Source organism: Spiroplasma endosymbiont of Danaus chrysippus, assembly GCF_902809815.1.
Lineage (GTDB): Bacteria > Bacillota_I > Bacilli_A > Mycoplasmatales > VBWQ01 > Spiroplasma_E.
Genome location: NZ_CADDIL010000002.1, coordinates 98,325 through 104,493 on the forward strand (window position 1 = coordinate 98,325; position 6,169 = coordinate 104,493).

The following is a 6,169-nucleotide window of genomic DNA, read 5'->3' on the forward strand; positions in this document are numbered from 1 at the left end:
TTAGATTTGCTAGTTTTATTGTTTGAATTTAGAAAATCTATCCGTTATATTAATTCGTCCATACTATTAATACAAAAAACTATAAAACTTCTAAAGGCAAGAAGTCAAAAATTTCTGGGTGATTGGCACAAAACTTTAATTCCGAATCATTTTTTTGTTCTTCAATTTTAATTTTTAATTCATTTAATTGTTTTTTTATTTTAAGTAATTGAGCAGGTGCTGGTGGTTGTTTATCTCATTCATCAAATAATGTTTTACCTGTTTTAAAAAGTTTTTCATACTGACATTTTAAACAACTATTTTGCTGTGATTCATGATCATGGATATTTTTGCCAAACATAAAATTACCTACTTTCCTCAATTCTTTTACTTAAATTTATTATACCAAATAATAAAAAAGGAGAATTATTTCTCCTTTTTAACTAGTAAAATGTTATAAAACCGTTGGTAAATAATGTAAGAAAAAACTATTTTCTAATTCTCATCCTCAATCACGCTGATTCTGAGGTGTTAAAATTCATCTAGCAAAACTTTCGGCAAAAAATTCATCATCAAGATTTATATTATATTTACCATTAAATCAGGCACTACGACCATAATTACTATTAACTGTTATTAAACCAAATAATAATTTTTGCTTAATATTAGTTAATTTTGCTTGTTGACCTAAATAATCAATTAAATATCAAGTACGATCATAAATTTGTTTGTTATCATTGTTAACAGTTAGTTTATGAGAAACTGATGTCATATTAGTATTAACATCACTATAACTGCTATCTGGTCACTTTCAATTAGCATTAAATGAATTTCTTTCATCAGCACTTAAACCAATAAAATTACTTAAAGCATGACCATATTCGTGAGTTGTAACACTAATTATTTGATCTGAAGATCAAAATCCCTCTTGAAATTGTTGATCAATTAAATTAATATTTGCAAATTCAGGACCATAACCCATACGTTGATTATCAGCTTTTGAATTAAAAGCAGTTCATGCTACTGTGCTATCACTTACAGCAACTGGTGCTACTTTTTGAATTAGTTTAATAACAGTGTTTTTATGAAAAACTTTAGCAAAAATATTATAAAAACGTAATTGTTGTTGCTCTGCTAATTGTAATTGTTCATTATTTAAACCAGCTTTTTTATACATTTCAACTCAATTAACATCAATGGTTTTACCACCAATTTTAGTATGAGTTAAATCATATTGTAAACTATCATAATTACTTCAAATTACATCACTTTTATTATTATCATACAAGTTATTAAATTCATCAATACTTTCTTTACTTGCCATTTGATGGATTTTATATTCATATTTTTTTACCATCTTTGCATCTTCTGGTGAAAGTTTTCATTTTAATAAACTAGCATTAGCATCATGCTTATTTAAATAGACATAATGATCAGTGTCTGGAGAAAACGTTAACATTAAACCATTAACTGCTACAAGATTTAATGCTGCAATCATAGTTACTAATTTAATACCTTTTTTCATAATTAACCTCCCCTTCATATCATAATTATAATTATGATTTTACATTGTAGCATTTAAATAAAAATCCTGCACTAACTATTCTCATTTATTTTTAATTTTTTTATTAGTAAAAATTTCAACTTCAAAAACAGCAAATTCTTTGCGAACTTTTATAACTTTAAATGAAAAATTTCGAAATTTTAAAAGTGGACTATTTTTCCTTACTTTCTTTACTTTTGTTTTGAACATATATCATTCTTGGACAGTTTGTTTATTATAATTCGGAGGTTTTCTTTTTAAATAACGTTTAAATAATACTTCAAGTTTTGAAGAACCATCAACACGAAACTTATGTGTTCCTATTTCTTGTATCAATCCAATTTCATCAGTTTCATCATAAATTTCACCAACTAATTCTTCAAGAATATCTTCAAGTGTAATAATACCATTAAAATCTTTTTTATCTTTATTATTGCAGACAATAGCCATATGCATTCTTTCGGTTTGTAAAATTTCCAATGCTTCATTTAACTTAGTACGCTTAGAAATAAAAATTGCTGGTAACATTAATTGTAATAAATCTGGATTTTCATTTTCTAACATATTAATAATAAATTCTTTAATATTTAAAATACCAATTACATTTTGATTAACATGATCTAAAACAGGAATTCTACTATATTTTTCTTCTAAATATAGATGTTTAATAACTTTAGGTGGCGTATCATCATAAATATATTTAATTTTACTTTTGGGATGCATAGCTTGAAAAACTGATTTTTCATCAAATTTAATTGCAGATTCAATTAAATCACGTTCTGCTTTTTCAAGAACTCCTTCTCTTTCAATTATTGAAATCAATTCAATAAGTTCTTGTTCAGAACTTGTTGGTTTTTTACTTTTAAATTGAAATAAAGTAACAATAAAAGTTATTGGATAAAAAATAATATTAAGAATATACAAAATATATGCATAATTTAAAGCTATTGTCTCAGGATGTAATTTTGCAACACTTTTAGGTATAATTTCACCAATAATTAAAACAACAATTGCTGAAACTAAAGTTGATATTAAAGGACCATAAGTAGGAGAAACATGAAAAGAATCAATAAATAATATGGTACTTAAAGTACCAATTCCAACATTAATTACTGTGTTACCAAGTAAAATTGTTGTTAAAGTTACATTATAATTTTTAACTAACTTAAATACAATATTAGCACGACGACTTTTCTTACTAAGTAATTTACCAATAGATTTAATTCTTATAACATTTAAAGAAGTTAATGATGTTTCAGCAGATGAATAAAAACCACTTAAAAATAATAAAACTAGCAATATTATTAAATAAATATACCAATTACTGTCCATATAGAAAAAAAACTACTCCTTTTGATTTTTATATTGTTATTAAGATTATAACATAGTATACTTAGTACGTTATATTTAATTATTAATTTATTACTCATATAACTTTATGATATTATATTGAAGGTGATGAAAATAAATGCGTAAAAAATTTGGACTAATAGCAGCCTTAATAATAGGCACAACAACTAGTTTACAAGTTAGTGCTTGTACAGATGATTCAAAATATCAAGAATTTATTAGTGATGTTAATAGTGGGCATGCTTTTTTTGGCATACTTGGTGCTGCTGATAATCCACTTTCTAAGCAAATTATTGACGGTTTACACACAATGCAAATCAAAAATAATAATGTACCAAGTAAATGAGATAACTGATTAACAGAAAAGAAAACTGAAATAAACAGTGTTACTACTAATGGAACTATTGATATTAAAATTTATGAAAAATCTCCTTATGCCAACCCTAGTAGTGATATTGTTAACCAATTTTGAAATGATAAAAAAATTAGTTGACAACAACAAATTTATCATTGACTACTTGATCATAAAATTTCTGATAATAGTTCAGCACCTGTTGCTGATTCAGGTGTCAAGGGAATTCAAAATCCTGTTGATAAAAAAAGAGCATTTAAAGCTTTACCAATTGTTTTTATTGTTAATAAAGGAAAACTAATAACTGTTGGTCAAGAATGAGGAACTATTGATGATCCAAATCAGTTTTTTGATCAATTAACAGCTTTAATCACAGGTAATCTATTAAAAACTGCTGCTAAAAAACTATATAATTTTTAAAAGAAGATATATAATTATCTTCTTTTACTTTTTTATTTCTTAATATTTATTATTCCATTTTTTATAAATTGATATAACTAAAATGCGTGTTTTTTTTTTATTGTATTTTTATTTATAAGGTGCTAAAATTTTAGTAGATAAGCAGATTTAGTAAAAATAACAATAATTCTAAACATTTCTAACTCATTACTTTAAAAAAAGTAATGAGTTTTATAGTTAAAAAGAGGTATCTAAAATGAATAATTTACTTATTAATAATACCAGTGAATTAGTAACTTTTAATACTAACAGTACAGATCCTACTAATATAAAAAATATTACTTGAAAAAATTCTACTCAAGAACACAAAAATAAAGTTGAACAAACATATCAAATTTTTTTAAAATCACAAGAATGAAGAAGAAAGTTAAGACAACAAATAACAACGCCATTAACAACAACTAAATTCAAAAACAGACAGAAAAAAAGAAGCACAAATATATTAGTCTCAACACTCACAACAGAACAAATACAAAAATTATCAACAAAACAACTTAATTGATTAACAAATTGACAAATACAAGCATTTACAGCAGAACAAATACAAAGTTTTACAATTCAACAAATAGAATCAGTCACAAAAGAACAAATACCAGCATTAATGCCACATCAAATTGAACAATTTACATTTTGACAAATCTCTGCTTTTACAAAAGAACAAATACAAAGTTTTACAATTCAACAAATAGAATCACTCACAAAAGAACAAATACCAGCATTAATGCCACATCAAATTGAACAATTTACATTTTGACAAATCTCTGCTTTTACAACAGAACAAATACAAGTACTAACAAAAGAACAAATACAAGCACTCACAACCGAACAAATTCTATGATTTACTAAAGTACAAGTACAAGCATTTACCAAAGAACAAATACAAAATTTTGCAAGTGAACAAATACAAGCACTCACAAACCAACAAATTAAAACACTCACTAAAGAACAAATACAAGCACTCACAACCGAACAAATTGAATGCTTTACAGAAAAACAAAAAGAAGTATTTTGACCAAAACAAGTAATCGCAAAAATTAACACTATGGATTCGCAAAATCAATCAACAACAACTGAATTTAAGCCAAATTTATCAAAAATGTAAAAAAAGAGAGGCTTTTTAGTAATCTGTGTTTCTTTGTTTTACAAAGTACTAGTTCAGATTAATTCTGTCTTCAAATTTTATCATAAAATGAGCAATTGCTGTATTTCAATTTTGAATAGGCAATGTTCATTTTTTTGTGATATTTTCAATTGCTAAGTAAAAAATTTTAAAAACTGCCATATCATTAGGAAAAACTTTTTTATTTCTAATAACTTTTCGTAATTGGCTATTAACAGATTCAATAGCATTTGTAGTATAAATTACCCTTTTAATTTCTGCTGGATAACTAATAAAAACCATTAAATTTTCTCAATTTTTATATCAAGATTTAGCAATTTGTGGATATTGTTTATTTCATTTACTTTCAAATGATTCTAAAGCTTGCATTGCTTGTTCTTCACTACATGCTGTATAAATTGGCTTTAAATCGATAACTAGAGACTTTCGATGTTTGTATGAAACATATTTTAAGCTATTTCTAATTTGATGAACTATGCATAATTGATGTTCAGTTTTAGGATAAACTGATTGTATTGCCTCTGACATGCCTGTTAAATTATCACTACAAGCAATAAGAATATCATTTAAGCCTCGATTTTTCATTTCTGTAAAATTATTTAATCAGAATTTAGCACCTTCATTTTCACTAATTCATAAACCTAAAACATCTTTTTTACCTTCTAAATCAACTCCTAAAGCTATATAAACTGATTTGTTAATAATACGTTTATCCTGACGTACTTTAACTACGATACAATCAAAATAAATGATTGGATAAACACTATCTAATGGACGATTTTGCCATGCTTTGACATCATCAATGACATCATCAGTAATTTGACTAATTACGCTTTCGCTAATATCTGCGCCATCATATAACTCTTGCAACTGCATTCTAATATCTGATAAAGTCATACCTTTTGCATATAGTGAAAGAACTTGTTGATCAAAACCATCAAATCTTCTCTGTCTTTTTGTGATTATTACTGGTTCAAAATTACTATTGCGATCTCTTGGTACATCAATTTCAATTTTACCTTGTTGAGTTATTAATTTTTTTGATGTTGTACCATTACGAACATTGTCATTATTACTGCGTTGATTTCTTTCGTGTCCTAAATAATTTTGCATCTCAGAATTCAACATTTTTTCTACCAATCGTTTAGTTAATTCTTTATATAAGCCTCCCTCTTTAAAAACTGTTGTTAAATCCTCAGTATTTTCTAATAATAAATCTACTGCTTTTGATATTGGATCATTGTTATTAAGATTATCTTTTTTAGCCATCTGTAACTCACTCTTTCTAGATATATAAATTATATTTACTAGAATTAATTAAACATAGTTATTTTTGTAAGTCACACAGATTACTAAACATTCCCTT

At 25.6% G+C, this 6,169-nt stretch carries 6 protein-coding genes; 2 read left to right on the forward strand and 4 right to left on the reverse strand.

The genetic code is table 4. The annotated features are described in order from the left end of the window. Positions 1-79: 79 nt before the first annotated feature. The 3 genes from SPIRDC1_RS02410 to SPIRDC1_RS02420 form a co-directional block, all read right to left on the reverse strand. On the reverse strand, positions 80-340 hold the full coding sequence (locus SPIRDC1_RS02410; protein ID WP_174480370.1) for a hypothetical protein: 261 nt from the start codon (positions 338-340) through the stop codon (positions 80-82). Positions 341-433: 93 nt separating this feature from the next. After that, positions 434-1,504 carry a hypothetical protein gene (locus tag SPIRDC1_RS02415; protein WP_174480371.1) on the reverse strand — a complete coding sequence of 357 codons (1,071 nt, stop codon included), beginning with the start codon at positions 1,502-1,504 and terminating at the stop codon, positions 434-436. A 75-nt stretch (positions 1,505-1,579) separates the two neighbouring features. Further along, entirely contained in the window at positions 1,580-2,854 is a 1,275-nt protein-coding gene (locus SPIRDC1_RS02420) for a hemolysin family protein (RefSeq protein ID WP_174480372.1), read from the reverse strand. A gap of 136 nt (positions 2,855-2,990) precedes the next feature. Here SPIRDC1_RS02420 and SPIRDC1_RS02425 point away from each other — a divergent pair, with 136 nt between their 5' ends. Both SPIRDC1_RS02425 and SPIRDC1_RS02430 read left to right on the forward strand, forming a co-directional pair. After that, a complete protein-coding gene (locus tag SPIRDC1_RS02425; protein WP_174480373.1) occupies positions 2,991-3,644 on the forward strand; it encodes a hypothetical protein in 654 nt (217 codons plus the stop codon). Positions 3,645-3,879: 235 nt separating this feature from the next. After that, the gene (locus SPIRDC1_RS02430) at positions 3,880-4,785 is read left to right on the forward strand and encodes a hypothetical protein (RefSeq protein WP_174480374.1); all 906 of its coding nucleotides are present in this window, start codon (positions 3,880-3,882) and stop codon (positions 4,783-4,785) included. 48 nt (positions 4,786-4,833) lie between these two features. Here the strand turns inward: SPIRDC1_RS02430 and SPIRDC1_RS02435 are convergent, their stop codons facing one another. Further along, entirely contained in the window at positions 4,834-6,072 is a 1,239-nt protein-coding gene (locus tag SPIRDC1_RS02435; protein ID WP_174479940.1) for an IS256 family transposase, read from the reverse strand. Positions 6,073-6,169 lie beyond the last annotated feature (97 nt).